Annotated in this window: 21 protein-coding genes; 9 read left to right on the top strand and 12 right to left on the bottom strand. The window is 70.5% G+C overall.

Annotated features, from left to right (window positions below; genetic code table 11):
* The first annotated feature begins 124 nt into the window (after positions 1-124).
* From tkt to pgl, 5 genes are read left to right on the top strand one after another with little or no spacing between them, the layout of a single operon-like run.
* Positions 125-2,212, top strand: coding sequence for a transketolase (gene tkt, locus FDO69_RS10640; protein ID WP_104779524.1), 2,088 nt, complete (start codon positions 125-127; stop codon positions 2,210-2,212).
* 34 nt (positions 2,213-2,246) lie between these two features.
* Positions 2,247-3,365 carry a transaldolase gene (gene tal / locus FDO69_RS10635; RefSeq protein WP_104779523.1) on the top strand — a complete coding sequence of 373 codons (1,119 nt, stop codon included), beginning with the start codon at positions 2,247-2,249 and terminating at the stop codon, positions 3,363-3,365.
* A gap of 4 nt (positions 3,366-3,369) precedes the next feature.
* On the top strand, positions 3,370-4,893 hold the full coding sequence (zwf, locus tag FDO69_RS10630; protein WP_104779522.1) for a glucose-6-phosphate dehydrogenase: 1,524 nt from the start codon (positions 3,370-3,372) through the stop codon (positions 4,891-4,893).
* Positions 4,890-6,023: a glucose-6-phosphate dehydrogenase assembly protein OpcA gene (gene opcA / locus FDO69_RS10625; protein WP_104779521.1), complete on the top strand. Its 1,134-nt coding sequence runs from the start codon at positions 4,890-4,892 to the stop codon at positions 6,021-6,023. Before zwf ends, opcA begins: the two co-directional genes overlap by 4 nt.
* Entirely contained in the window at positions 6,020-6,805 is a 786-nt protein-coding gene (pgl, locus tag FDO69_RS10620; RefSeq protein ID WP_104779520.1) for a 6-phosphogluconolactonase, read from the top strand. The genes opcA and pgl overlap by 4 nt, the downstream gene beginning before the upstream one ends.
* Before the next feature lie 51 nt (positions 6,806-6,856).
* Here the strand turns inward: pgl and FDO69_RS10615 are convergent, their stop codons facing one another.
* From FDO69_RS10615 to FDO69_RS10595, 5 genes are all read right to left on the bottom strand, one after another.
* On the bottom strand, positions 6,857-7,696 hold the full coding sequence (locus FDO69_RS10615; RefSeq protein ID WP_104779519.1) for a carbohydrate ABC transporter permease: 840 nt from the start codon (positions 7,694-7,696) through the stop codon (positions 6,857-6,859).
* Positions 7,693-9,054: a carbohydrate ABC transporter permease gene (locus FDO69_RS10610; protein WP_104779518.1), complete on the bottom strand. Its 1,362-nt coding sequence runs from the start codon at positions 9,052-9,054 to the stop codon at positions 7,693-7,695. The genes FDO69_RS10615 and FDO69_RS10610 overlap by 4 nt, the downstream gene beginning before the upstream one ends.
* 6 nt (positions 9,055-9,060) lie before the next feature.
* Complete coding sequence (locus FDO69_RS10605) at positions 9,061-10,386, bottom strand: ABC transporter substrate-binding protein (RefSeq protein WP_104779517.1); 1,326 nt, start codon at positions 10,384-10,386, stop codon at positions 9,061-9,063.
* Positions 10,387-10,453: 67 nt separating this feature from the next.
* Complete coding sequence (locus tag FDO69_RS10600; protein ID WP_170320862.1) at positions 10,454-12,109, bottom strand: glycoside hydrolase family 13 protein; 1,656 nt, start codon at positions 12,107-12,109, stop codon at positions 10,454-10,456.
* Positions 12,110-12,262: 153 nt separating this feature from the next.
* Entirely contained in the window at positions 12,263-13,534 is a 1,272-nt protein-coding gene (locus FDO69_RS10595; protein ID WP_104779515.1) for an ABC transporter substrate-binding protein, read from the bottom strand.
* Positions 13,535-13,656: 122 nt separating this feature from the next.
* On the opposite strand from FDO69_RS10595, the gene FDO69_RS10590 reads away from it, so the two are divergent.
* The 4 genes from FDO69_RS10590 to FDO69_RS43010 all read left to right on the top strand — a co-directional run bounded on the left by FDO69_RS10590 (position 13,657) and on the right by FDO69_RS43010 (position 18,009).
* Positions 13,657-14,172 carry a PadR family transcriptional regulator gene (locus tag FDO69_RS10590; RefSeq protein WP_104779514.1) on the top strand — a complete coding sequence of 172 codons (516 nt, stop codon included), beginning with the start codon at positions 13,657-13,659 and terminating at the stop codon, positions 14,170-14,172.
* Entirely contained in the window at positions 14,169-14,927 is a 759-nt protein-coding gene (locus FDO69_RS10585) for an ABC transporter ATP-binding protein (RefSeq protein ID WP_104779513.1), read from the top strand. The genes FDO69_RS10590 and FDO69_RS10585 overlap by 4 nt, the downstream gene beginning before the upstream one ends.
* Before the next feature lie 39 nt (positions 14,928-14,966).
* The gene (locus FDO69_RS10580; protein WP_104779512.1) at positions 14,967-17,249 is read left to right on the top strand and encodes an ABC transporter permease; all 2,283 of its coding nucleotides are present in this window, start codon (positions 14,967-14,969) and stop codon (positions 17,247-17,249) included.
* 490 nt (positions 17,250-17,739) lie between these two features.
* Complete coding sequence (locus tag FDO69_RS43010; protein WP_159030602.1) at positions 17,740-18,009, top strand: hypothetical protein; 270 nt, start codon at positions 17,740-17,742, stop codon at positions 18,007-18,009.
* A 272-nt stretch (positions 18,010-18,281) separates the two neighbouring features.
* Here FDO69_RS43010 and pgi read toward each other — a convergent pair whose 3' ends face one another.
* The 7 genes from pgi to gap all read right to left on the bottom strand — a co-directional run bounded on the left by pgi (position 18,282) and on the right by gap (position 25,668).
* Positions 18,282-19,934, bottom strand: a complete 1,653-nt coding sequence (pgi, locus tag FDO69_RS10570) for a glucose-6-phosphate isomerase (protein ID WP_104779511.1) — start codon at positions 19,932-19,934, stop codon at positions 18,282-18,284.
* 68 nt (positions 19,935-20,002) lie between these two features.
* On the bottom strand, positions 20,003-21,271 hold the full coding sequence (locus FDO69_RS10565) for an MFS transporter (protein WP_104779510.1): 1,269 nt from the start codon (positions 21,269-21,271) through the stop codon (positions 20,003-20,005).
* Positions 21,272-21,646: 375 nt separating this feature from the next.
* A complete protein-coding gene (locus tag FDO69_RS10560) occupies positions 21,647-21,982 on the bottom strand; it encodes an RNA polymerase-binding protein RbpA (protein ID WP_006349936.1) in 336 nt (111 codons plus the stop codon).
* A gap of 208 nt (positions 21,983-22,190) precedes the next feature.
* A complete protein-coding gene (gene secG, locus FDO69_RS10555) occupies positions 22,191-22,427 on the bottom strand; it encodes a preprotein translocase subunit SecG (protein ID WP_031108484.1) in 237 nt (78 codons plus the stop codon).
* Between the two features lie 95 nt (positions 22,428-22,522).
* Positions 22,523-23,299, bottom strand: a complete 777-nt coding sequence (gene tpiA / locus FDO69_RS10550) for a triose-phosphate isomerase (RefSeq protein WP_104779509.1) — start codon at positions 23,297-23,299, stop codon at positions 22,523-22,525.
* A 6-nt stretch (positions 23,300-23,305) separates the two neighbouring features.
* Positions 23,306-24,517, bottom strand: coding sequence for a phosphoglycerate kinase (locus FDO69_RS10545; RefSeq protein ID WP_104779508.1), 1,212 nt, complete (start codon positions 24,515-24,517; stop codon positions 23,306-23,308).
* A gap of 143 nt (positions 24,518-24,660) precedes the next feature.
* On the bottom strand, positions 24,661-25,668 hold the full coding sequence (gene gap / locus FDO69_RS10540; RefSeq protein WP_104779507.1) for a type I glyceraldehyde-3-phosphate dehydrogenase: 1,008 nt from the start codon (positions 25,666-25,668) through the stop codon (positions 24,661-24,663).
* Positions 25,669-25,892: the final 224 nt, after the last annotated feature.

Raw genomic sequence — 25,892 nt, 5'->3', positions numbered from 1 at the left:
GATCCGTCCCGGCACTCTGGAGTGACTCGAAAAAACGCACGTCCCACGGGGGTAGGCTCGGCTGCGGCCGGTGGGCGCCCCGATACACCGGCATCCGACATGTGGAGAGGAGCCCTGACCCAGGGTGAGCACCAAGCCGACCACCACAGACCTCGAGTGGACCGAGTTGGACCAGCGGTCCGTCGACACCGCGCGTGTCCTGGCCGCCGATGCCGTACAGAAGGTCGGTAACGGCCATCCGGGTACGGCGATGAGCCTGGCGCCTGCCGCCTACACCCTCTTCCAGAAGGTGATGCGGCACGACCCGGCGGACGCCGACTGGGTCGGACGGGACCGCTTCGTGCTGTCCGCCGGCCACTCGTCCCTGACCCTCTACACCCAGCTGTACCTGGCCGGCTTCGGCCTGGAGCTGGACGATCTGAAGTCCTTCCGGACCTGGGGCTCGAAGACCCCCGGCCACCCCGAGTACGGGCACACGACCGGTGTGGAGACGACGACCGGGCCGCTCGGCCAGGGTGTCGCCAACGCGGTGGGCATGGCGATGGCCGCCCGCTACGAGCGCGGTCTGTTCGACCCGGAGGCCGCCGAGGGCGAGTCGCCGTTCGACCACTTCATCTACTGCATCGCCGGTGACGGCTGCCTTCAGGAGGGCATCTCCTCCGAGGCCTCGTCCCTCGCGGGCCACCAGAAGCTCGGCAACCTGATCCTGCTGTGGGACGACAACCACATCTCGATCGAGGGCGACACCGAGACGGCCGTCTCCGAGGACACGGCAAAGCGGTACGAGGCCTACGGCTGGCACGTGCAGCGCGTCGAGCCGAAGGCCGACGGCGACCTGGACCCGGCCGCGATCTTCGAGGCGATCCAGAAGGCCAAGGCCGTCACGGACAAGCCGTCGTTCATCGCGATGCGCTCGATCATCGCCTGGCCGGCCCCGAACGCGCAGAACACCGAGGCCGCGCACGGCTCGGCGCTCGGCGACGACGAGGTCGCGGCGACCAAGCGCGTCCTGGGCTTCGACCCGGAGCAGTCCTTCGAGGTCTCCGACGAGGTCATCACGCACACCCGCAAGGCTCTGGAGCGGGGCCAGGCGGCCCGCGCGGTGTGGGAGAAGGCCTACCAGCAGTGGCGGGACAACAATCCCGAGCGTGCGGCCGAGTACGACCGCGTCGCCAAGGGTGAGCTGCCCAAGGGCTGGGAGGAGAAGATCCCGGTCTTCGAGGTCGGCAAGGGCGTGGCCACGCGTGCCGCCTCCGGCAAGGTGCTGCAGGCCCTCGGCGGGGTCATCCCCGAGCTGTGGGGCGGCTCGGCGGACCTGGCCGGCTCCAACAACACCACGATCGACAAGACCAGCTCCTTCCTCCCGGCGGACAACCCGCTGCCGGAGGCGGACCCGTACGGCCGCACGATCCACTTCGGCATCCGCGAGCACGCGATGGCCGCCGAGATGAACGGCATCGCGCTGCACGGCAACACCCGGATCTACGGCGGCACGTTCCTGGTCTTCTCGGACTACATGCGCAACGCGGTGCGGCTGTCGGCGCTGATGCACCTGCCGGTGACGTACGTGTGGACGCACGACTCCATCGGCCTCGGCGAGGACGGCCCGACCCACCAGCCGGTCGAGCACCTGGCCGCGCTGCGCGCGATCCCGGGCCTGAACGTCGTGCGCCCGGCCGACGCCAACGAGACCGCCATCGCCTGGCGCGAGATTCTCAAGCGCTGGACGAAGGAGTTCGGCAAGGGGCAGCCGCACGGCCTGGCGCTGACGCGTCAGGGTGTGCCGACGTACGAGCCCAACGAGGATGCCGCGCGCGGCGGTTACGTGCTGTTCGAGGCCGACGGCGGCGAGCCCGAGGTCATCCTGATCGCCACCGGCTCGGAGGTGCACGTCGCCGTCGAGGCGCGCGAGCAGCTCCAGGGCGCCGGCGTGCCCACGCGCGTCGTGTCCATGCCGTCGGTGGAGTGGTTCGAGCAGCAGGACCAGGGGTACCGGGACAGCGTCCTGCCGCCGTCCGTCCGGGCCCGTGTCGCGGTGGAGGCCGGTATCGGTCTCACGTGGCACAAGTACGTGGGGGACGCCGGCCGCATCGTTTCCCTGGAGCACTTCGGTGCTTCGGCCGACGGCAAGGTCCTTTTCCGCGAATTCGGCTTCACTCCCGAGAACGTGGCCGCCGCCGCGCGGGAATCGATCGCCGCAGCTCAGCGCTGACGCTCATATACGACACGTAGGAGATGGAATTTCCATGACAGACGCACTGAAGCGCCTCTCCGAGGAAGGCGTGGCGATCTGGCTGGACGACCTGTCGCGCAAGCGGATCACGTCCGGCAACCTCGCCGAGCTGATCGACCAGCAGCACGTCGTGGGCGTCACCACCAACCCGTCGATCTTCCAGAAGGCGATCTCGCAGGGCGACGGCTACGACACGCAGCTGACCGACCTCGCCGCCCGCAAGGTGACGGTCGAAGAGGCCATCCGCATGATCACGACGGCGGACGTCCGTGACGCCGCCGACATCCTGCGCCCGGTCTTCGACGCCACCGGTGGCCAGGACGGCCGGGTCTCGATCGAGGTCGACCCGCGCCTGGCGCACAACACGCGGGCGACGGTCGCCGAGGCCAAGCAGCTCGCCTGGCTGGTGGACCGGCCCAACACCCTCATCAAGATCCCGGCGACCGAGGCGGGCATCCCGGCCATCGCCGAGACCATCGGCCTGGGCATCAGCGTCAACGTCACGCTGATCTTCTCCCTGGAGCGCTACCGCCTGGTCATGGACGCGTTCCTGACCGGTCTGGAGAAGGCCAAGGAGCGCGGCCTGGACCTGTCGCAGATCCACTCCGTGGCGTCGTTCTTCGTGTCCCGCGTGGACACCGAGATCGACAAGCGGATCGACGCGCTGGGCACCGACGAGGCCAAGGCCGCGCGCGGCAAGGCCGGCGTCGCCAACGCCCGGCTGGCCTACCAGGCGTACGAGGAGGTCTTCTCCTCGGACCGCTGGAGCGCCCTGGAGAAGGCGGGCGCCAACAAGCAGCGTCCGCTGTGGGCGTCCACCGGCGTGAAGGACAAGGCGTACAAGGCCACCCTTTACGTCGACGAGCTGGTCGCTCCCAACACGGTGAACACCATGCCGGAGGCGACGCTGTTCGCCACGGAGGAGCAGGGCGAGATCCGCGGCAACGCCGTCGCCGGCACGTACGAGCAGGCCCGCGCCGACCTCGACGCGGTCGAGAAGCTCGGGATCAAGTACGACGACGTGGTCCGGCTGCTGGAGGAGGAGGGCGTCGAGAAGTTCGAGGCGTCCTGGACCGACCTGCTGAAGTCGACCGAGGCCGAGCTCAAGCGCCTCGCCCCCTCGGAGGGCTGAACAGGTGTCGAGCAGCAACCCGCTGCGTGACCCCGCGGACCGACGGCTCCCGCGTATCGCGGGGCCGTCGGGCCTGGTCATCTTCGGCGTCACGGGCGACCTGTCCCGCAAGAAGCTCATGCCCGCCGTGTACGACCTCGCCAACCGGGGTCTGCTGCCGCCGGGCTTCTCCCTGGTGGGCTTCGCCCGCCGTGAGTGGGCGCACGAGGACTTCGCTCAGGAGGTGCACGACGCGGTCAAGGAACACGCCCGCACGCCCTTCCGCGAAGAGGTCTGGCAGCAGCTCATCCAGGGCATGCGCTTCGTGCAGGGCACGTTCGACGACGACGACGCGTTCGAGCGGCTGCGCTCCACGATCGAGGAGCTCGACAAGGCACAGGGCACGGGTGGCAACTTCGCCTTCTATCTGTCGGTGCCGCCGTCGGCCTTCCCCGTGGTCATCCAGCAGCTGAAGAAGCACCAGCTGGCCGACCAGACGGGCGGATCCTGGCGGCGCGCGGTCATCGAGAAGCCGTTCGGTCACAACCTCGCCTCGGCCGAGGAGCTCAACAAGGTCGTCCACGAGGTCTTCGCCCCGGACCAGGTCTTCCGCATCGACCACTACCTGGGCAAGGAGACCGTCCAGAACATCCTGGCGCTGCGCTTCGCCAACACGATGTTCGAGCCGATCTGGAACCGGTCCCTCGTGGACCACGTGCAGATCACCATGGCCGAGGACATCGGCATCGGCGGCCGGGCCGGCTACTACGACGGCATCGGCGCCGCCCGTGACGTCATCCAGAACCACCTGCTCCAGCTGCTGGCCCTGACGGCCATGGAGGAGCCGGCATCCTTCGACGCGGACGCGCTGGCCGCCGAGAAGACGAAGGTGCTCGGCGCCGTGCGGCTGCCGAAGGACATGGGCCGCGACACCGTGCGCGGCCAGTACTCGGCCGGCTGGCAGGGCGGCGAGAAGGTGATCGGCTATCTCGACGAGGACGGTATCGACGCCTCCTCGAAGACCGACACCTACGCCGCGATCAAGCTGGAGATCGACAACCGCCGCTGGGCGGGCGTCCCCTTCTACCTGCGCACCGGCAAGCGGCTGGGCCGCCGCGTGACGGAGATCGCGGTCGTCTTCCAGCGGGCCCCGCACTCCCCCTTCGACTCCACGGCCACCGAGGAGCTCGGCTCCAACGCGATCGTCATCCGCGTCCAGCCGGACGAGGGCGTCACGGTCCGCTTCGGCTCGAAGGTGCCGGGCACCTCGATGGAGATCCGGGACGTGTCGATGGACTTCGCGTACGGCGAGTCCTTCACGGAGTCCAGCCCGGAGGCGTACGAGCGTCTGATCCTGGACGTTCTGCTCGGTGACTCGAACCTCTTCCCGCGCACCGAGGAGGTCGAGCTGTCCTGGAAGATCCTCGACCCGATCGAGGAGTACTGGGACAAGAACGGCAAGCCAGCCCAGTACGCGGCCGGTACCTGGGGGCCCGTAGAGGCGGACGAAATGCTCGAGCGACACGGACGGAGCTGGCGCCGGCCATGAAGACAGACCTCACGGACACCACGGCCAGCAAGGTCAACAAGGCGCTCGTGCAGGGCCGCCGGGCGATCGGCACTCCGGCGGTCGGCATGGTCCTCACGCTGGTCATCGTGACGGACGAGGAGAACGCCTACGACGCGCTGAGGGCCGCGAGCGACGCCGCGCACGAGCATCCCTCGCGCACGCTCGTGGTCATCAAGCGCGTCTCCCGCTCGCCCCGCGACCGCACGCAGTCCCGTCTGGACGCGGAGGTCCGGGTCGGCGCGGACGCGGGCACCGGCGAGACGGTCGTGCTCCGGCTGTACGGCGAGGTCGCGGACCACGCCCAGTCGGTGGTGCTGCCGCTGCTGCTGCCGGACGCCCCGGTGGTGGTGTGGTGGCCGGTGAACGCGCCACTCGACCCGGCGAAGGACCCCCTGGGTGCCCTCGCGCAGCGCCGCGTCACCGACACGTACGCCTCCGAGCAGCCGGTACGGGACCTGGCGACCCGGTCCCGGGCCTACACCCCCGGCGACACGGACCTGTCCTGGACCCGCATCACGCCCTGGCGTTCCATGCTGGCGGCGGCCCTCGACCAGGTCACCTGCGAGGTGCGGGCCGTCGAGGTGGAGGGCGAGGAGTTCAACCCCAGTTGTGAGCTGCTGGCGATGTGGCTCGCGGACCGGCTGGACGTGCCCGTGAAGCGCTCGCTGTCCAGCGGCCCCGGTCTGACGGCGGTCCGGATGGACACCAACTGCGGGCCGATCAAGCTGGACCGGGCCGACGGCTCGCTCGCGACGCTCTCCATCGAGGGCCAGCCGGACCGGGCCGTCGCGCTCAAGCGCAGGGAGACCGCCGAGCTGATGGCGGAGGAGCTGCGGCGGCTGGACCCGGACGACACGTACGCGTCGGCGCTGCGGTACGGGGTGGACCGGCTGAAGTCGTCCTGGTCGGCTCCGGCGCCGCGGGTCCCCGGGGACTCGGTCGCCAAAGGAGAACGCGGAGAGCCCAAAAGTGACGGGCGAGCACGACTCGCCCTCCCCGCTCCCGTTGAAGCGGCTGCGAAAGCACCCGCTTCACAAGCGGCGGCGGAGGAACCGGTGAGGCAGGAACCGCCCGCACTGGAACCGGTACGGAAGGCGACGACGAAGTGAGTACGGCACCGCAGCTGGTCGTCCACCGCGACAAGGAGCTGATGGCGCAGGCCGCGGCGGCCCGGCTGATCACCAGGATCGTGGACGCGCAGGCCTCCCGGGGTTCGGCGTCCGTGGTCCTGACGGGCGGCCGCAACGGCAACGGCCTGCTGGCCGCGCTGGCCGCCGCGCCCGCCCGGGACGCCATCGACTGGAGCCGGCTCGACCTGTGGTGGGGTGACGAGAGGTTCCTGCCCGAGGGCGACCCCGAGCGCAACGTCACCCAGGCGAGGGAGGCTCTCCTCGACTCGGTGCCGCTCGATCCGAAGCGGGTGCACGCGATGCCCGCGTCGGACGGGCCGCACGGCACCGACGTGGACGCGGCGGCTGCCGCCTACGCGGAGGAGCTGGCATCGGCGGCGGGCCCGGAGAACCACGGGCCCGTGCCCACGTTCGACGTGCTGATGCTGGGCGTCGGCCCGGACACGCATGTGGCGTCGCTGTTCCCGGAGCTGCCGGCGGTACGTGAGACGGAGCGTACGGTCGTCGGCGTCCACGGCGCGCCGAAGCCCCCGCCGACCCGTGTGACGCTGACCCTGCCGGCGATCCGGGCGGCGCGGGAGGTATGGCTCCTGGCCGCGGGTGAGGACAAGGCCCAGGCCGCGGCGATCGCCCTCTCGGGAGCCGGGGAGATCCAGGCACCGGCGGCGGGGGCGTACGGCAGGAGCCGGACCCTGTGGCTGCTGGACGGCGCGGCGGCTTCCCAACTGCCGCGTTCGCTGTATCCGCCGGCATCACCGTGAACGTCCTCGGGCCCCCACTCCGTAGCGGAGTGGGGGCCCGGAACGCATGTGCTACTTCACCGACCCGGCCATCACGCCCTGCACGAAGTGCCTCTGGAACGCGAAGAACACGACGACAGGGACGACCAGGGACACGAACGCCCCGGGCGCCAGAACATCGATGTTGCTTCCGAACTGGCGTATCTGGGACTGGAGTTCCACGGTCAGCGGCTGGGAGGCGCTGTCCGCGAACAGCAGCGCCACCAGCATGTCGTTCCACACCCACAGGAACTGGAAGATGGCCAGGGAAGCGATCGCCGGCCGCCCGACGGGCAGGACCAGCCGCGTGAAGATACGCCACTCGCTGCCCCCGTCCATGCGCGCCGCCTCCAGCATCTCCTTCGGCATCTCGGCGAAGTAGTTCCGCAGCAGGAACACCGCGAACGGCAGGCCGTAGGCCACGTGGAAGAGGACGACACCGGGGATCGTGCCGAACAGGCCCAGCTGCCCGAAGAGTTTCGCGACCGGCAGCAGTCCGATCTGCACGGGCACCACCAGCAGCGCGACGACGACCAGGAAGACCGTCTCCCGCCCGGGGAAGTCCAGCCACGCGAAGGCGTACCCCGCGAGTGCCGCGATCACCACGACCAGAACCGTCGTCGGCACCGATATCAGCACCGTGTTCCAGAACGCCTGCGTGATCCCGGCGTTCCCCAGCAGCGACGAGTAGTTGTCGAAGGACAGCTGCCCGGGGCTGGAGAACACCGTCCACCAGCCGCCTTTGGCCGTGTCCTCGGCGGACCGCAGCGAGGACAGGAACAGCCCGGCCAGGGGCGTCATCCACACCAGGCCGATCAGCACCAGAAAGGCTTGGACGGCCCCGTTGCCCAACCCGCGCCGAACCGCGTTCATCGTTGACTCCTTCGGAAGCGGCGGACGTTGAACACCATGGCCGGGACGACCAGCAGCAGCAGGAGTACGCCGAGGGCGCTGCCGAGCCCCTGGTTGTTGCCGCCGCCGAACGACACCAGCCACATCTGCGTCGCGAGGACGGTCGCGTCCTCCTGCACGGGGCCGGGCGCGATGATGTAGACGAGGTCGAAGACCTTCATCACGTTGATGACGAGGGTGATGAACACGACCGACAGCACCGGCGCCAGCAGCGGCACGGTGATACGCCGGAAGATCTGCCACTCGTTCGCGCCGTCCATCCGCGCCGCCTCCAGGGCGTCCCGCGGCAGCGTCGACAGGCCCGCCCCGATCAGCACCATGGCGAAGCCGGTCCAGATCCACAGGTAGGCGCCGATGATCGCCGGGGTGACGAGCGCCGGCCCGAGCCAGGAGACGCCCTCGTAGGGCTGGGCGAAGTTCGACGACGGCAGTCTCACCTCGTAGGAGCCCGATGCGAGGCCCTGGAAGCGGAAGGAGCCGTCGGCGGCCGTGGTGGTCGTGGCGATCGTCTCGCCGTCGCGGACCGCCTCGACCTTCATCTCGGGCAGTCCGCTCTCCCGCCGGTCGACCTTGCCCTGCTCCCCTCCGCCGCCGGGCGTGAAGTCCAGGTAGACGACACCGCGCAGTTCGTCGGGGCCGGCCTTGCGCCCCGCCGCCGCGTACGCCGACTCGGCCCCGCCCGGCAGATCGTCGGGCTGCACGCCGACCAGGCCCAGCGCCACCGCGTCCCCGGGCGCCACGCTCGTGCTCGTGCGGTACGAGCCGTCCTTCTCCTTCGTCAGGCCGTGGGCGTCGCGCGCCCGGGCCGTCGGGTAGGAGGACTCCCCCTTGAAGGCGTCGTGGACGGAGACGACCGCGGCGTTGAGCACGCCCTTGTCGGGGTCCTCGTCGTAGGCGAGCCGGAAGATGATGCCGGCGGCGAGGAAGGAGACGGCCATCGGCATGAAGAGGAGCAGCTTGAAGGCCGTGGCCCAGCGGACCTTCTCCACCAGCACGGCGAGGATCAGCCCGAGGCCGGTGAGCAGGGCCGGGGCGATGACGACCCAGATGGCCGTGTTGCGGACGGCCTTGAGGGTCGCCGGATCACGGAACATCTCGGCGTAGTTGTCGCCGCCGACGAAGCTCGTCCCCGAGGCGTCGAAGAAGCTGCGGCCGATGCTGAACAGCACGGGGTAGACGACGAGCGCGCCGAGCAGCAGCAGTGCGGGCAGCACGAACAGCAGGGCGATGATCTTCCCCCGCCGACGCAGTCGCCGGGTGCGGTCGGCGACCGGGCCGGGCGGTGGGGAACTCGTCTCTTTCACGAGGGTCGCTGTCATCGCGTATCAGTCCTGGTACGCCTTGGCCGCCGCGGCCTCCAGCTTCGCCGCGGTGCCCTTCGGGTCGGACGGGTCGCGCAGGAAGTCCTGGAGGAGCTTCCACTCGCCGGCGCCCTTCGTGCCGCCGAAGGCAGCAGGGGCCTGGTCGGACATGTCGAAGCGGACCGAGTCCCCGGCCTGGACGAGGGACTTGGCGGTGGCGCGGGTGACATCGTCGCCGTAGGAGGCGAGGTCGACCTTCTTGTTCGGGGAGAGGAAGCCGCCCGCCTCGGCCCACACCGCGGAGGCCTCGGGTGTCGACAGGTACTCCAGGAGGGCCTGGGCGGCCTTCTGGTTCTTGCCGTCCTTGAGGACGACGGCTGCGTCACCGCCGCTGACGACCGGCGCCTCACCGCCGCCGACGGCCGGGAACGGGAAGAAGTTCGCGTCCTGGCCGACCTTCTTGCCGAACTGGTCCTTGGCCACACCGGCGACGAAGTCGCCCTCATAGACCATGCCGGCCTCGGGCTCCGGGCCGAACACCTTCTCGACCGAGCCGGGGAAGTCGGTGTTCAGGGCGCCCTTCTGGCCGCCCGCGATGAGCTGCTTGTCCTTGAAGAGCTTGCCGAGCGTGGTGAGGGCGTCGACGACGGACGCGTCGGTCCACTTCAGCTTGTGGGCGGCGAGGGCGTCGTACTTCTCGGGGCCGGCCTGGGAGAGGTAGACGTTCTCGAACCAGTCGGTGAGGGTCCAGCCGTCCTGCCCGGCGACGGAGAACGCGGCGAGGCCGGAGTCGGACACGGTCTGCCCGGCCTTGAGCATGTCGTCGTAGCTCTTCGGGGGCTTCACACCGGCCTGCTGGAGGGCGTCGGGGCTGTACCAGACGGTCGACTTGTGAGCGGCCTTGAAGTACAGGCCGTAGAGGGTGCCGTCGACGCTGCCGTACTTCTTCCACACGGGGGCGTACCCGGCGTCGACGGCCTGCTCGGTCTTCTTCGACAGCGGCTTGAGCCAGCCCTTCTGGGCGAACTGCTTGAGGACGCCGACCTGCGGGACCATCACGACGTCGGGGGCGTTGCCGCCCTCGATCTTGCTGCCGACGACGGTGGAGACGTTGTCGCCGGTGGACGTGAACTGCGTCTTGGCGCCGGTCTTCTCGGTGAAGGCGTCGAGCACCTTCTGGAAGTTCTTCTGCTCGGTGCCGGACCAGACGCCGGCCACGGTGACCGACTGGCCGCTGAGCGCCTTGTCGCCACCGCCGGCCGAGACGGGTCCGCCGCCGCAGGCGGTCGCGCCGAGCGCCAGGGAGAGGGCGGTGCAGCCGGTGAGCAGGGTGGTACGTCGTCGCATCATCGTTGATGTCCCTTCGGGGAGTTGACTTGCGAAGCGTTCGCTTGCGGGACGTGCTCTCGTGGGTCGTTCAGGAACGGATCCACCAGGCGGCCGTCGAGCCGGAGAGCACTCCGGGCGGGCAGGGGCCGCTGGCGAGCAGGGGGGCGCCGGGGACCGGCGCGGGGGTGGGGGCCGTACCGAAGTTGACGGCGCACACCAGGTCGCCGCGTTCGAAGGCCAGGACGCCGGGCGGGGCGTCCAGCCAGCGCAGTGCGCCCTCACCCAACTGGGGCAGTGCGGCGCGCAGTTGGAGGCCGTCGCGGTACAGGTGCCAGAAGGAGCGGGTGTCGGCGAGGGCGCGGTCGGTGGCGTACTCGGCGAAGTACTCCGGCTGTGGCAGCCAGGGCTTGGCGCTCTCCACGCCGGGCGTGAAGCCGAACGGTGAGGCCTGGCCCGACCAGGGCAGGGGCACACGGCAGCCGTCGCGGATACGGGCGCGGCTGCCGGTGCGGCGGAAGATCGGGTCGGTGAGCACGTCGTCGGGCAGGTCGACGACCTCCGGCAGCCCGAGCTCCTCGCCCTGGTAGATGTAGGCGGCGCCGGGCAGGGCCAGCATGAGCAGCGCGGCGGCGCGGGCGCGGGCGGCGCCGAGGCCACTGCCCTCGGTGGCGGCCTCGCCGTAGCGGGTGACGGTGCGGACCTGGTCGTGGTTGTTGAGGACCCAGGTGACGGTCGAGCCGGTTCCGGCGATGTCCTGCATGGCCTCCGAGATGACCTTGCGGAAGGCGTCGGCGTCCCAGGAGGCGCTGAGCAGGTCGAAGAAGAACGCCTGGTGCAGTTCGTCGGGGCGGACGTACCGTGCGTGCTCGCGGGCGGTCGGGACGGACACCTCGCCGACGAGGAGGCGTTCGCGGTCGTCGCGCTGGGTGTACTCCTCGCATATGGAGCGCCAGCGGCGCCACACGTCGTGCACCTCGGGCTGGTTCCAGGCGAGCGGGTTGACCGAGTCGCGGGTGCGGGCGTCGGCCTCCGGGTCGTCGGAGTCGGGCAGCTCGGGGTGCTTGTAGAGGCCGGCGGCGACGTCGATGCGGAAGCCGTCGACCCCCCGGTCGAGCCAGAAACGCAGCACCCGGTCGAACTCGGCGGCGACCTTTGGGTCGCGCCAGTTCCAGTCGGGCTGCTCGGGCGTGAACATGTGCAGGTACCACTGGCCGGGCGTCCCGTCCGGCTCGGTGACCCGGCTCCACGCCGGGCCGCCGAACATGGCGTGCCAGTTGTTGGGCGGCTCGGCGCCGTCCGGACCGCGGCCGTCGGCGAAGTGGAAGCGGGCCCGGGCCGGGCTGCCGGCGGGGGCGGCGAGCGCCTCGCGGAACCAGGGGTGCTCGCTGGAGCAGTGGTTCGGGACGATGTCGAGCAGCACCTTGATGCCCAGCCGCCGCGCGGCCCCCACCAGCCGGTCGAACTCGTCGAGGTCGCCGAAGAGCGGGTCGACGTCGCAGTAGTCGGCCACGTCGTAGCCGTGGTCGTGCTGCGGCGAGGGATAGAAGGGGCTCAGCCAGATTCCGTCGACGCCGAGCTTCTTGAGGTACGGCAGTCCGGCCCGGACGCCGGCGAGGTCGCCGATGCCGTCGCCGGTGCTGTCGAGGAAGCTGCGGACGTACACCTGATAGATCACTGCGTCACGCCACCAGTGGTGCCTGTTCAACCGATCGACCTGTCTCTGAGGAGGGCAGCGGTTATGCATGCATGTTAAGTAGACGTGTCGAGAGGGTGTCAATGAAAAGACAGCAGATATCGAGCGGTTGGGGTGCCCAAATATGGGCATACCGGGGCAATTATCAGTGAGATGAGATGCCCGCGTTACCTAACAAGTAAGTAGGAAGGGTCGTAGAAAGCGCTAGCCGCGCGAGATCACGGCGAGCTCTCGCGCCAGTCGTCGCACCGCCGCGGCGGGCGTCTGGTGCCCCGTCATCGCGTCGTGCACGACCGCCTGCACCACCAGGCTCACCTGGCCGTACCGGGGGCTCTTGGGGCGCGGCTCGGCCGCGAGGACGCTCGTCCGCAGGGTCGGCAGGTAGGGGAACCTGCGGATCAGCGCGGGATCCCGGTAGAGATCGGCCCGCACCGGCGGCAGCGCGCCGCGCGTGAGGACCTGCCGCTGGACGCGCTCACTGGTGAGGTAAGCGATCAGGCGGGCCGCCGAGTCCGGGTGGCGCGCATGCGCGCTGACGGCCAGGTTGGAGCCGCCGAGGACACTGGTCCCCGGCCCGTCGGGCCCGGGCAGGGGTACGGCACCGACCTTCCCGGCGACCTTCGAACCGGGGGCGGAGGCACCGACGTAGGCGTACGGCCAGTTCCGCAGGAAGAGCAGCCGGCCGTCCTGGAAGGCCTGCTTGGACTCCTCCTCCTTGTACGTCAGCGCTTCCTTGGGGATCCAGCCCTCGCGCACCCCGCGCGCGAGGAACCCGATGCCCTCGCGGGCCGCCGCCGAGTCGACGGTGACGCGCTCGCCCTCGTCGCCGAGGATCGAGCCGCCCGCCGAGTAGACGGCCTCGGCCGCGTTCACGGTGAGGCCCTCGTAGGGCAGGAACTGCCCGGCGTAGCCGTCGAGGCCGTGCTTCGGTGCGATGGTCTTCGCGTACCGCTCCAGCTCCGCCCAGGTGCGCGGCGGTGCGACGCCCTCCTTCGCGAGGACGTCCTTGCGGTACAGCAGCAGGCCGGCGTTGGTGACGTACGGGACGGCGTAGAGCTGCCCGTCGTAGGTCGCCGTGTCCACGACCGGCTGGAGAAAGGTCTTCAGGGGGAAACGGTCCCGGGGCAGCGGCCTGATCCAGCCCGCCGCGGCGAACTCCGGGGTCCAGTTGACGTCGATGTTGAGCACGTCGAACCGGCTGCGGTCGCCGTCGCGCAGATCGGTGATCATCTGGGCCTGGGTCTCGTCGGCCGAGTCCGGCAGCTCGACGAGGGTCACCTTCTCACCGGGGTGGGTACGATTCCAGCCCTGCAGCAGAGGGCCGAGATAGCCGGTGAGGTCCCCCGCGGTGGCCAGGGTGAGCGGCCCGCGGCCGCCCCGGGAGGGCTCGCCCGCCTGCGCTCCGGCGGCGACGTAGCCGGTCAGGACCACGACGAGAACGAGGAGGCCCCTACCCGCGGCATGGATCCACCGCATAGGTTCCTCCCTGTACACCGGCGCTGGGCACCCTTGCCCGGAATCAGAGGCCATGTATACCTGTTAGGTATGGGCGATACTAGGGCCTGGAGCACATTGGACCGGACAGGAGGACTGCACGCGTGCGCCTGCCCCTCCTGGCCCTCCTCGCCCGCGGACCCGCCCACGGCTACGAGCTCAAGCAGGACCTTGAGCAACTGCTGGGCTCCGCGTACCCTCAGCCGAATGTCGGCCAGATCTATGTGACCCTCGGTCGCCTCGAGAAGTCGGGACTGATCGAGGGCGAGGATGTGGCGCAGTCCAGCCGGCCCAATAAAAAGGTCTACCACCTCACCGACGCCGGGCGGGAGGCGCTGCGCGCCTGGTTCGAGGAGCCCGAGGACGAGCCGCGGGTGCGGGACGAGTTCTTCATGAAGCTGGCGCTCGCTCCGCAGACCGGCCTCGCCGAGCAGATCACCCTGATCAACCAGCAGCGGCGCCAGTACCTGAACACCATGCGGCAGATGTCGAAGCTGGCCGCCGCCGAAGACCGCGACAACCGCATCGCCCATCTGCTGATCGAGGGCGCGATGCTGCACCTGCAGGCCGACCTCGACTGGCTGGAGCGGTGCCAGGAAGAGCTGGAGGAGCTGGAGTGAGCGACGAGCGTCCCGCTCCTGTGCTGCGCGCCGAGGGGCTGGTGAAGACCCACCACGGCGAGGGTGCCCCGGCCCACGCCGTGCGCGGGGTCGACCTGTGCGTACGGCAGGGCGAGTTCGTGGCGATCACCGGCCCGTCCGGCGCGGGCAAGTCGACGCTGCTGCATCTGCTCGGCGGACTCCAGCGGCCGGACGCGGGCCACCTGTGGCTCGACGGCGAGCCGACCGACACCTACGGCGAGGCCCGCTGGGCGGTGGAGCGCAGGAAGCGCATCGGCATCGTCTTCCAGTTCTTCAACCTCGTCTCGAACCTGTCCGTCGCCGACAACGTGGAGCTGCCCGCCCTGCTCGCCGGGACCCCGCCGAAGCAGGCGCGCACCGAGCGCGAGGCGCTGCTGGCCGAGCTGGGCCTGACGGGCAAGGAGCGCAGCATGCCGGGCGAGCTGTCCGGCGGTGAGCAGCAGCGCGTCGCCCTGGCCCGGGCCCTGGTCAACCACCCGCCGCTGTTGCTGGCCGACGAGCCCGCGGGCAGCCTCGACAGCAAGGGCACCCGTGAGGTGATGCGGCTGCTGTCCCGCTTCCACCAGCGCGGCCAGACGATCGTGCTGGTCACCCATGACGCCCGGCTGGCGAGCGCAGCGGACCGGGTCATCAGCTTCTTCGACGGCAAGATCGCCGACGACGCGGCGCTCGACGGCGGCACCACCCCGCCGCGCCGCTCCGGCATATCCGGTGTGCTGGAGCTGAAGGACTGACATGCGGGTGCACGACGATCCCCGGAAGGGCTGACCCGTATGCGAGCCACCCTGCGCTGGGCCCACTCCGATCTGCGCACGCACCGCGGCGAGGCGCTGTTCCTCGTCCTCGCCACCGCCGGCATCGTCGCCTCCCTGCTGCTGGCCACGGCCCTGTTCGGCTACGCGACCAACCCCTGGCAGCGCGTCTTCACGCAGTCGCACGGCGCGCACGTGTGGCTGCACACCGACACGGCGGCCGACACCGGGAAGCTGGCCGATCTGGACGGCGTGGCATCCGTCGTCGGCCCCTACCCCAGCGCCGCCACCACCGTCTCCGCGCGTGGCAGCCGCGCCGCCGTCGAGCTGCGGGGCATGCCGGAAGGATCATCCGACGGCCGCCCGCCGCTGGTCTCCGGGCACTGGCCGGCCCCGGCGCATCCGAACGGTGTGGTCCTGGAGAGCCGCCTCGCCCGTGCCCTGCTGGCCGGGCCCGGCGACACCCTCGACGTGCCCGGCACCGCCCGCGAGCTGACCGTAGTGGGTCTCGCCGACAGCGCCGAGCCGCGCTACCGGCCCGGTGAGCAGCCGGGCCTGGTGTGGGCACTGCCGTCGGCCGTGCCGGACCCCGGCGGCCAGGTGATCGGGCTGCGGCTGACGGACCCGGGCGACACGTCGTACATCGTCCAGCGCGCGGTGACGGTGCTGGGCTCCGGGGCGATCGGCGAGGTCTCCACCTGGCAGCAGGCGCGGGCCGAGGCGCAGGGCGACAACCGGCTGCTCGGTCAGGTGCTGGGCCTGTTCGGGCTGGGTGCTCTGGTCGCGGCCGGACTCGCCGTGCACGGGGCGATCGGCACCCGCATCCGCGGACACCTGCGCGACCTGTCCGTCCTGAAGGCCATCGGCTTCACCCCCGGCCAGGTGGTCCGCATCTTCCTGCTCCAGCACCTCGCTTACGCCCTGCTGGGCGCCTTGGCCGCCGCCGCTCTGGCCGAGGCCCTGGGCAGCAGGATCCCCGGGCGGCTCGGGGACGCGGTCGGCGTGTGGCAGGGGCTGCCCGGCCACACCGCGGCGCTGCTCGTGGTGCCGGTGGGCGCGGTGCTGTTCATCGGCGCGACCACCGGGCTGGCCGCCTGGCGGGCCGGGCGCGTACCGCCGGTACCGGTGCCGAGATCCGCCGCGACCTCGGGGGGACGGCTGTCCGGCGTGGCGCGCCGGGCCCTCGGCATGCGGATTCCGCCCGCGCTGGTGCTCGGATGGCACCGGGCGTTCACCCGCCGCCCCCGGTCCCTGGCCACCGTCGCCCGGCTCACACTGCCCCTGCTGCTGATCGTCGTGGCGATGAGCGCCTGGACCACTCTCGACCGCTTCCACAGCGAGCCCGAGCAGATCGGGCTGCCCACCACGCTCAGCGTCCGCGCCGACGCCGGTGTGGGCGAACGGCAGGCCCGCTCCCTCCTGGAGAGCGACCCGGAGGTGGCCGCCGCCTACCCGGGCGTCGAGACGGCCTCCCTGGGTCCGAGCCAGACCGCGACGATCGCGCTGCGCGGCCTCGGCACCCGGCAGGACCCCTACCCCTACACCCTCGCCGAGGGCCGTCCGGCCCTCGGCGCCGACGAGGCCGTGGCCGGGCAGGGGCTGCTCGACCTGCTGGACGTGCGCGTGGGTGACTGGGTCCGGATGACCGTCGGTGACCAGCCGCAGATCCTGCACATCGTGGGCCGCAGCATCGAGCCGGAGAACGCCGGCCGGGTCATCTCCACCTCCCTCGACACCCTCCGCGAGAACAACCCGGGGCTCCGCCCGACCCTCTACGAGCTCCGCCTGGACCCCGGCGCCGACCCGCAGGAGGTCGCCGACCGGCTCGCCGCGGCGGGGCGCGGCCATCTGGACGTGCACCGGGTGGCCAACCCGGCGGACGGACTGTCCCCGCTGCGCGCGGTCGTCGCCTGGCTGATCGCCGTCCTGGCCCTTATCGGGCTCATCGAATTGCTGACCGCGATCGGCGGCACCGTCCGGGAGAGCGAACGGGACCTGCTGGCGCTGAAGGCCATCGGACTGTCCCCTCGGCAGATCACGGCGATCACCGTCACGGCCACCGGCCTCACGGCCCTGGTGGCCGTCCTCGCCGCCATCGCCCTCGGCCTGCCCCTCGCCCGGTGGCTGATCGACGCCCAGGGCAGGTCCAGCGGCATCGGCTCCGGGATCGCCCAGGGGCCCTCCGCGATCCTCATGGTGCTGCTCGGCGCGGCGGCGGTGCTCTGCGCCGGCGCGCTGGCCGCCCTGCCCGCGGCCCGGGCGGCCCGACGGCGCCTCGCGGACACGCTGAGCGCGGTCGCCTGACGCCGCCGGACGCCGGTACCGCCCGGGGGTCAGCCCCCGTAGGGCTGCTGCGGGGGGGTACGGGGGCCGGGGGTGCGGGGCGTACGGGTGCTGCCCGCTCGGCGCGTAGGGATGCCCGTGCGCGTACGGGTTCCCCTGCGGCGGCAGGTACGGCGAGCCCGCCGGGGGCATCGGCGGAACCGGCCCGGGCACGGGAGGGTGTGTCGCCGGATGGGCGTTCAGCCGGATTCCGTACCGCCGCTTCAGCCGCCGCATCTCCAGCAGCGCGATGGCGGTGACCGTCACCGGCGCGCCCAGGATGAAGACGATGCCCAGGGTGAGACTGAGCCCGTGCAGATCACCGGTCACGAGGTCCGGGACGGCCACCAGCCAGCTGGTCACCATGGCGAGCAGCGGCGGCAGACAGCGGTGCACGGCGGCCGTGCCGAAGAAGTTGCCCGAGACCCGCACGGCTCCGTAAGCGGTGAAGGCGAGCAGCCACAGCATCGTCATGCCGAAACCGATGATCACGGCGACGTTCGCGGACGCGTTCACCGTCCGCACGAGCAGCAGCACGGCGGCCACGCAGCCGACGAACAGCACGAGCAGAGCGAGGGACTTGAGCAGCGGCGTCCGCAACTGCCGCACCGTGCCGCCGCGCCGCCAGACCCACAGCATCACCCCGACCGTCAACGGGGTGAGGAAGAGCAGGACGACGGAGGCCGTCATCGCGTTCTCCAGCAGCTCGGTGAAGTCGAAACCGCCCTCGAGGAAGGTGTAGACACCGAGCGAGGCGACCGCCCCGGCGATGACACGGAACCGCTTCAGGCGCTCCACGGACGGGTCGAGCGGCTGCGGGATCCAGGCGGGGTGGAACACCGCCCGGGCCACGTCCTGGGGTTTCAGGACGGACCCCGCCGTCAGGGTGCCGCCGGTCCAACTGCCGCGTGTGCGTGCCACTTCGCGCTCCCCCGAGCACTCGCCGTGATGATCGTCCGGGAGTCTACGGGAGGCGGACGGCGCGGCGCCGCCCGCCTTCCCGTGAAGCGGTGGTCACCGCCGGCCGCGCAGCTCCCGGTACGTGGCGACCAGCGCCTGTGTGGAGGCGTCCAGGCCCTCGACCTCGGCGCCCCCGGTCAGCGCGGGCTCGACGCGCTTGGCGAGGACCTTGCCCAGCTCCACGCCCCACTGGTCGAAGGAGTCGATGTCCCAGACGGCGCCCTGTACGAACACCTTGTGCTCGTAGAGGGCGACCAACTGGCCGAGCACGGACGGCGTCAGCTCGGGGGCGAGGATCGTGGTCGTCGGGTGGTTGCCCTGGAACGTCTTGTGCGGCACCAGTTCCTCCGGCACTCCCTCGGCCCGCACCTCCTCGGGGGTCTTGCCGAAGGCGAGCGCCTGCGTCTGGGCGAAGAAGTTGGCCATCAGCAGGTCGTGCTGTGCCTTCAGCTGCCCGCTCAGCTCGGCGACGGGCCTCGCGAAACCGATGAAGTCCGCGGGGATCAGCTTCGTGCCCTGGTGGATGAGCTGGTGGTAGGCGTGCTGCCCGTTGGTGCCCGGCGTGCCCCACACGACCGGCCCCGTCTGCCACTCGACCTCGCGCCCGTCCCGGCCGACGTACTTGCCGTTGGACTCCATGTCGAGCTGCTGGAGGTAGGCGGTGAACCTGGACAGGTAGTGGCTGTAGGGCAGCACCGCGTGCGACTGGGCGTCGTGGAAGTTGCCGTACCAGATGCCCAGCAGGCCCAGCAGCAGCGGCACGTTGGACTCGGCGGGCGCGGTCCGGAAGTGCTCGTCGACGATGCGGAACCCGTCGAGCATCTCGCGGAAGCGGTCCGGGCCGATGGCGATCATCAGGGCCAGGCCGATCGCCGAGTCGTAGGAGTAGCGGCCGCCGACCCAGTCCCAGAACTCGAACATGTTGGCCGTGTCGATGCCGAACTCGGCGACCTTCTCGGCGTTCGTCGACAGCGCCACGAAGTGCTTGGCGACGGCGGCGTCGTCACCGAGCGCGTCCAGCAGCCAGGAGCGCGCGGATGTGGCGTTGGTGACCGTCTCGATGGTGGTGAAGGTCTTGGAGGCGATGACGAACAGCGTCTGTGCCGGGTCCAGGTCCCGGACCGCCTCGTGCAGGTCGGCGCCGTCCACGTTGGACACGAAACGCACCGTCAGCGAGCGGTCCGTGAAGGCGCGCAGCACCTCGTAGGCCATGGCGGGGCCGAGGTCGGAGCCGCCGATGCCGACGTTGACGATGTTCCGGATCCGCCGGCCGGTGTGGCCGGTCCACTCGCCCGACCGCACCCGGTTCGCGAAGTCCGCCATCTTGTCGAGCACCGCGTGCACATCGGGCACCACGTTCTCGCCGTCGACCTCGATCACCGCGTCCCGCGGGGCACGCAGCGCGGTGTGCAGCACGGCCCGGTCCTCGGTGGTGTTGATCTTCTCGCCGCGGAACATGGCGTCACGCAGCCCGAAGACGTCGGTGGCGGCGGCCAGTTCGCGCAGCAGGCGCAGGGTGTCGTCGGTGACGAGGTGCTTGGAGTAGTCGACGTACAGGTCGCCGACCCGGAGGGTGTACCCGGTGCCGCGGCCGGCGTGGGCGGCGAACAGCTCGCGCAACCCGACGTCGCCGAGTTCCTCGCGGTGCTTGGCCAGTGCCGTCCACTCGGGTGTCTGGTTGAGTCTGGTACGGCCGTCTGCGTTCATCTCGGACTTCAGCCTTCTTTCCTGTCCTGCCTGCGTACCTTGCCCCGCTGCCATTCCAACCTAGTTGATCAGCGCGTGACGTCGGCCGGCGTGGCGCCGTCCTCCGGCTCGACAACAGATACGTTCACCGTGCGCACGGGTATCAGCGCGATGACGGCGAGGACGAAGAAGGCGGCCGTGAGCAGGGGCGGGGTGCTGGGCCCCCAGGCGGCGGCGACGGCCCCGCCCAGCAGGGCACCGAGGGGCACTCCGGCGAAGGCCAGGGTCCGGAAGGCCGAACCGACCCGGCCCAGCAGCCCGGCGGGGCTGCGCTCCTGCATGAGTGTCGTCGTGTTGACGTTCCACACCATGCCGAGGAGCCCGAACACGGCCAGCGCGCCCACGAGCACGGCGAGGCTGCGCACGGTGCCCATGACGACGAGCAGCGCGGTCTGCACCGAGCCGGCGAGCAGCAGCGACCTCAGCCGGCCGAGCCGCGCCACCAGTCGGCCGTTCAGCACTCCCCCGGCCATACTGCCCAGGGTGAAGGCGGTGCCCACCGCCGCGTATCCCGCGGGGCCCGCGCGGAGCCAGTCGGTGACGAGGACGACCAGCATGGCGAGCTGTGTGCCCATGCCGATGTTGCACAGGGCCGTGGCGGTGCACAGGGCGCGCAGGGCGCGGTCGCGCCACAGGGTGCGCAGCCCCTCGGCGATCTCCCGGCGCAGTGTGCTGCCCGCGGGTCTCGCCTCGCGGTCGGGCCCGGCGGCCTGCAGGGAGGCGATCAGTGCGGCGGCCGCGAGGAAGGTCACGGCGTCGGCCGCGAACGGCACGGCGGTCCCGGCTGCGAGCAGCAGGAGCACGACGGGGCCGCCGAGCAGTCCGCCGGCGATGCGCTGACCGGTCATCAGCCGGGCGTTGGCGCTGCCGAGCGCATCCCGGTGGACCAGGGCGGGCAACAGCGCCGTGGCAGCGTTGTCGAAGAGGGTCTGGAGGGTGGTCAGCGCGACGGCCAGCGCGATGAGCAGGCCGATCGAGGCGTGTCCGAGCGCGACGGCCAGCGCGAAGGCGGCCACCAGCAGCCCGCGCAGCATATCCACCGTCCACATGGCCCGCCGCTGGTCCACCCGGTCGGCGACGGCCCCGCCGAGCAGGCCGAAGACGATCCAGGGCAGATAGCCGCACGCCGTGACGGACGCGATGAGCATGGGATCGTGGGTCAGGGTGACGGCCAGCAGGGGCAGCGCGGCCGTGCGCAGCGCGTCGCCGAAGCTGGAGAGCACGGCGGCACCCCACAGCCGCCCGAAGCCACCGCGCCACGCGGGCGCGCGCCCCCTCCCCACCTCGACCGTCGCCACCGCTCCCCCTCATGGTTCGTCCGATGCACAAACCGTAGAGGGCACCACTGACAATCGGTCGGCGGTGACGGCGAGAAGGCACTGACGGCCGGGCACCGGCTGCTGCCCGGGAAGTCAAGACCGGCCGGGCAATCGGTGCTACCCGAGAAGTCAAGACCGGCCGGGCAATCGGTGCTACCCGAGAAGTCGAGACGGGCCGGGCAATCGCTGCTGCCCGGGAAGTCGAGACGGCCCGGGCGATCGCTCCTGCCCGGGAAGTCGAGACGGGCCGGGCGATCGCCGCTACCCGAGAAAGCATTCCCGGCCGTGCACACGCCGGTGTCCGAGAAGGCAGTTCCGGCCGGGCACCCGCTGGTGCCCGGCCGGTCTCGACTTCTAGATCTCGCCCCGCAGTTTGGCGAGCGCCTCGGCGAGGATCGCCTCGCCGTCCGCGTCGCTGCGCCGCTCCCGCACATACGCCAGGTGGGTCTTGTAGGGCTCGGTGCGCGGCGGGTCCGGCGGATTGTCCTGGTCCTGGCCCGCCGGGAAGCCGCAGCGAGGACAGTCCCAGGTGTCGGGCACCTGCGCGTCGCTGGCGAAGCTCGGCTGGGTCTCGTGTCCGTTGGAGCACCAGAAGGAGATGCGCAGCCGCGGCGCGGACTCGCCGCGCTCGGCCTCGCCCATCGGCCCCGCCCCGACCCGGCTCCCCCGGATCGCGTTGCCACTTGCCACGGTCGTAACTCCCTGCGTGATGGTGCCGCGAAGCGAGTCGGCGTTCCGCTTCGCTGCGAGCGCCTCAGTCTACGTAAGGCCCAACGCGCGTCCAGTGATTGGAGTTACAACCCTCACACCTAGACGCAAGCCCCATGATAGGCCGCGCTCAGCTGCGCGTACCGGACATGGGGCCCTACGTACGAGTTCCGTGCGGATTGCGGCTCGGTCAGTTGTTCACCTTCATCAGGATGCCGAGCACGACGATGCACGCGAACCATCCCAGACCGATCACGACGGTGATCCGGTCGAGGTTGCGCTCGGCGACCGAGGAGCCGCCGACGGAGGACTGCATGCCGCCACCGAACATGTCGGAGAGGCCGCCGCCCTTCCCCTTGTGCATCAGCACCAGCAGCATCAGCAGCAGGCTGAAGACGATCAGGGCGATCGAGAACCCCAAAACCACGGCTGGACCAACTTCCTCGGATTCGGATGGACGACGCGGGGCCCAGCACAGCGCTGGACCCCGCAAGGGTACGACGGATCGCCGCTACCGCATACTCACTGGTCGCGGAAGCGCACGATCTTGACGAACTCGTCGGCGTCCAGCGAGGCGCCGCCGACCAGGGCGCCGTCGATGTCGGCCTGGGCCATGATCTCCGCGACGTTGCCGGCCTTGACCGAGCCGCCGTACTGGATGCGGACCTTGTCGGCCAGGTCCTGCGAGTACAGGTCGGCGATCTTGCCGCGGATCGCCGCGCAGACCTCCTGGGCGTCCTCGGCGCCGCAGACCTTGCCGGTGCCGATGGCCCAGACGGGCTCGTAGGCGATCACGACGGTCTCGGCCTGCTCGGCGGGGAGGTCCTTCAGACCGCCCTCGACCTGGGCGAGGGTGTGGGAGACGTGGTTGCCCGCCTCGCGGACCTCCAGCTCCTCGCCGACGCACAGGATCGGGGTCAGGCCGTGCTTGTACGCGGCCTTGACCTTGGCGTTCACCAGCTCGTCGGTCTCGGCGTGGTACTGCCGGCGCTCGCTGTGGCCGATGGCGACGTACGTGCACTTCAGCTTGGCCAGCATGGGGCCGGAGATCTCGCCGGTGAAGGCACCGCTGTCGTGCGCCGAGATGTCCTGGGCGCCGTACTTGATCTTGAGCTTGTCGCCGTCGACCAGGGTCTGCACGGAGCGCAGGTCGGTGAAGGGCGGCAGGACGGCGACCTCGACGGCCTCGTAGTCCTTGTCGGCCAGGGCGAAGGCGAGCTTCTGGACGTGCGCGATGGCCTCGAGGTGGTTGAGGTTCATCTTCCAGTTGCCCGCCATCAGCGGCGTGCGCGTGCTCATATGGGGTCAGTCCTCCAGTGCGGCGAGGCCGGGGAGCGTCTTGCCCTCGAGGTATTCGAGGGAGGCGCCGCCACCGGTCGAGATGTGGCCGAATGCGTTCTCGTCGAAGCCCAGGATGCGGACGGCGGCGGCGGAGTCGCCACCACCGACCACCGTGAAGGCCTTCGAGTCGAGGAGAGCCTGGGCGACGGCCTTGGTGCCCTCGGCGAAATCGGGGTGCTCGAAGACGCCCATGGGGCCGTTCCAGAAGACGGTGGCCGCGTCGACGATCTTCGAGGCGTACAGCTTGCGGGACTCGGGGCCGATGTCCAGGCCCATCTGGCCGGCCGGCATGGCGTCCGCGGCCACCGTGCTGGGCCGGGCAGGGGCCTTGGTCTTGAGATCCGGGAACTCCGGCGCGACCACGACGTCCACGGGCAGGACCAGCTCGACGCCGCTCTTCTCGGCGCGCTCGATGTACTCCTGGACGACCGGGAGCTGGTCTTCCTGGACCAGGGACGAGCCGATCTCGTGGCCCTTGGCCTTGAGGAAGGTGAAGACCATGCCGCCGCCGATGAGCAGGCGGTCGGCCTTGCCGAGCAGCTGGTCGATCACGGCGAGCTTGTCGGACACCTTGGCGCCGCCCAGAACGACGGCGTAGGGCCGCTTGACGTCGTCGGTGAGCTTCTTCAGGACGCCGACCTCGGTGGCGATGAGGTAGCCGGCGTAGTGCGGCAGGCGGGCCGGAAGGTCGAAGACCGAGGCGTGCTTACGGTGCACCGCGCCGAAGCCGTCGCCGACGTAGACGTCCGCGAGGGCGGCGAGCTGGTCGGCGAAGGCGCCGCGCTCGGCGTCGTCCTTGCTCGTCTCACCGGCGTTGAAGCGCAGGTTCTCGACGACGGCGACCTGGCCGTCGGCGAGGCCGGCGACGGTGGCCCGGGCGGACTCGCCGACCGTGTCGGTCGCGAAGGCCACGTCCGAACCGAGGAGCTCACCGAGGCGCGCGGCGGCCGGGGCGAGGGAGAAGGCCGGGTCCGGGGCACCCTTGGGGCGGCCCAGGTGGGAGGCCACGACGACCCGGGCGCCCGCGTCGGCGAGGGCCTTGACCGTGGGCAGCACGGCGCGGATGCGGCCGTCGTCGGTGATGCGCGTGCCGTCCAGCGGCACGTTCAGGTCGGCGCGGACGAAGACCCGCTTGCCCGCCACTCCCTCGGAGAGGAGTTCGTCGATCGTCTTCATGAAGGGGACTCCTGAAAGAGCTCGTGATCGCTCGTAAGCGCTCGTGATCGAACAGCTCTGATCTGTACGTGAGTCAGGGCTCGGACGGCGCGTCCGCGCGCCGCCCGAGCCCTGCTCTCACATGGACGTGCCTGCTGGGTTGATCAGAGCTGGTTGCCGACGAAGACCGTAAGGTCCACGAGGCGGTTGGAGTAGCCCCACTCGTTGTCGTACCAGCCGATGACCTTCACGCTCTTGCCCTCCTGGACCATGGTCAGGGAGGAGTCGAAGGTGCAGGACGCCGGGGCGTTCACGATGTCGGAGGAGACGATCGGGTCCTCGGTGTACTCCAGGATGCCCTTGAGCTCCCCCTCCGCGGCCTTCTGGAAGGCGGCGTTGACCTCTTCCTTGGTGACCTCGCGCCCGAGCTCCAGGACCAGGTCGGTGACCGAGCCGGTCGGGACCGGGACGCGCATCGCGATGCCGTCCAGCTTGCCCTTGAGCTGCGGCAGGACCAGCGCGGTGGCCTTGGCGGCGCCCGTGGTGGTCGGGATGATGTTCTCGGCGGCGGCACGCGCGCGACGCAGGTCCTTGTGCGGGAAGTCCAGGATGCGCTGGTCGTTGGTGTACGCGTGCACCGTCGTCATCAGACCCTTGACGATGCCGAAGTTCTCGTCGAGGACCTTCGCCATCGGCGCCACACAGTTGGTGGTGCACGAGGCGTTGGAGATGACGTGGTGGTTCGCCAGGTCGTACTTGTCCTGGTTGACGCCCATCACGATGGTGACGTCCTCGTCCTTGGCCGGAGCCGAGATGAGGACCTTCTTCGCGCCACCGGCGATGTGCTTCTCGGCGTCGGCCTTCTTGGTGAAGATGCCGGTCGACTCGATGACGATGTCGACGCCCAGCTCGCCCCACGGGATGTCGGCGGGGTTGCGCTCGGCCAGGACCTTGATCGTCTTGCCGTCGACGGTGATCGTGTCGGCGGTGTGGGTGACCTCCTGCTTGAGGCGGCCCAGGATCGTGTCGTACTTCAGCAGGTGAGCGGTGGTCGCGGTGTCACCCAGGTCGTTGACAGCCACGATCTCGATGTCTGCACCCTGCTCCAGGAGCGCGCGGAAGTAGTTACGACCGATGCGGCCGAAGCCGTTGATGCCTACGCGGATCGTCACGAACCGATCTCCTCGTTGGTACGCCGGCCATGAAGTGCCGGCGAGCTCTGTTTGGGATGTCCCCGACCGCCTACGACCCTACCTCCCTGAAGGGCTGGTGGTGACATCCAGATGCCTCATACACGGCAGGGCGGTCCGTACCCGCCAGTAGGGGTACGGACCGCCCACCGCCGCGAGCAAGATCACTCGATTTCGCTACCTCACGGGTTCCCTGTTGACCAGGG

Origin of the sequence: Streptomyces tibetensis (assembly GCF_007655005.1) — a bacterium.
In the GTDB taxonomy this organism is placed as follows: Bacteria; Actinomycetota; Actinomycetes; order Streptomycetales; family Streptomycetaceae; genus Streptomyces; species Streptomyces tibetensis.
This window is presented reverse-complemented; position numbering and strand designations above follow the sequence as displayed.

What these genes read in the sequence shown, in the direction of transcription:
- tal (WP_104779523.1), top strand. Translation starts at nt 2,247, where the DNA reads ATGACAGACGCACTGAAGCGCCTCTCCGAGGAAGGCGTGGCGATCTGG.
- opcA (WP_104779521.1), top strand. Translation starts at nt 4,890, where the DNA reads ATGAAGACAGACCTCACGGACACCACGGCCAGCAAGGTCAACAAGGCG.
- FDO69_RS10615 (WP_104779519.1), bottom strand. Translation starts at nt 7,696, where the DNA reads ATGAACGCGGTTCGGCGCGGGTTGGGCAACGGGGCCGTCCAAGCCTTT.
- FDO69_RS10610 (WP_104779518.1), bottom strand. Translation starts at nt 9,054, where the DNA reads ATGACAGCGACCCTCGTGAAAGAGACGAGTTCCCCACCGCCCGGCCCG.
- FDO69_RS10605 (WP_104779517.1), bottom strand. Translation starts at nt 10,386, where the DNA reads ATGATGCGACGACGTACCACCCTGCTCACCGGCTGCACCGCCCTCTCC.
- FDO69_RS10600 (WP_170320862.1), bottom strand. Translation starts at nt 12,109, where the DNA reads ATGCATAACCGCTGCCCTCCTCAGAGACAGGTCGATCGGTTGAACAGG.
- FDO69_RS10595 (WP_104779515.1), bottom strand. Translation starts at nt 13,534, where the DNA reads ATGCGGTGGATCCATGCCGCGGGTAGGGGCCTCCTCGTTCTCGTCGTG.
- FDO69_RS10580 (WP_104779512.1), top strand. Translation starts at nt 14,967, where the DNA reads ATGCGAGCCACCCTGCGCTGGGCCCACTCCGATCTGCGCACGCACCGC.
- FDO69_RS43010 (WP_159030602.1), top strand. Translation starts at nt 17,740, where the DNA reads ATGCCGAAACCGATGATCACGGCGACGTTCGCGGACGCGTTCACCGTC.
- pgi (WP_104779511.1), bottom strand. Translation starts at nt 19,934, where the DNA reads ATGAACGCAGACGGCCGTACCAGACTCAACCAGACACCCGAGTGGACG.
- tpiA (WP_104779509.1), bottom strand. Translation starts at nt 23,299, where the DNA reads ATGAGCACGCGCACGCCGCTGATGGCGGGCAACTGGAAGATGAACCTC.
- FDO69_RS10545 (WP_104779508.1), bottom strand. Translation starts at nt 24,517, where the DNA reads ATGAAGACGATCGACGAACTCCTCTCCGAGGGAGTGGCGGGCAAGCGG.